Annotated in this window: 1 protein-coding gene; it reads right to left on the reverse strand. The window is 52.4% G+C overall.

The annotated features are described in order from the left end of the window. Positions 1 to 52: 52 nt before the first annotated feature. The gene (locus tag PG898_RS21160; protein WP_001067855.1) at positions 53 to 757 is read right to left on the reverse strand and encodes an IS6-like element IS26 family transposase; all 705 of its coding nucleotides are present in this window, start codon (positions 755 to 757) and stop codon (positions 53 to 55) included. Positions 758 to 820 lie beyond the last annotated feature (63 nt).

Below are 820 nucleotides of genomic sequence, written 5' to 3' on the forward strand. Positions count from 1 at the left end.
GGCACTGTTGCAAAGTTAGCGATGAGGCAGCCTTTTGTCTTATTCAAAGGCCTTACATTTCAAAAACTCTGCTTACCAGGCGCATTTCGCCCAGGGGATCACCATAATAAAATGCTGAGGCCTGGCCTTTGCGTAGTGCACGCATCACCTCAATACCTTTGATGGTGGCGTAAGCCGTCTTCATGGATTTAAATCCCAGCGTGGCGCCGATTATCCGTTTCAGTTTGCCATGATCGCATTCAATCACGTTGTTCCGGTACTTAATCTGTCGGTGTTCAACGTCAGACGGGCACCGGCCTTCGCGTTTGAGCAGAGCAAGCGCGCGACCATAGGCGGGCGCTTTATCCGTGTTGATGAATCGCGGGATCTGCCACTTCTTCACGTTGTTGAGGATTTTACCCAGAAACCGGTATGCAGCTTTGCTGTTACGACGGGAGGAGAGATAAAAATCGACAGTGCGGCCCCGGCTGTCGACGGCCCGGTACAGATACGCCCAGCGGCCATTGACCTTCACGTAGGTTTCATCCATGTGCCACGGGCAAAGATCGGAAGGGTTACGCCAGTACCAGCGCAGCCGTTTTTCCATTTCAGGCGCATAACGCTGAACCCAGCGGTAAATCGTGGAGTGATCGACATTCACTCCGCGTTCAGCCAGCATCTCCTGCAGCTCACGGTAACTGATGCCGTATTTGCAGTACCAGCGTACGGCCCACAGAATGATGTCACGCTGAAAATGCCGGCCTTTGAATGGGTTCATGTGCAGCTCCATCAGCAAAAGGGGATGATAAGTTTATCACCACCGACTATTTGCAACAGTGCC

It is taken from the genome of Aeromonas sp. QDB31, from assembly GCF_027707605.1.
In the GTDB taxonomy this organism is placed as follows: domain Bacteria; phylum Pseudomonadota; class Gammaproteobacteria; order Enterobacterales; family Aeromonadaceae; genus Aeromonas; species Aeromonas media.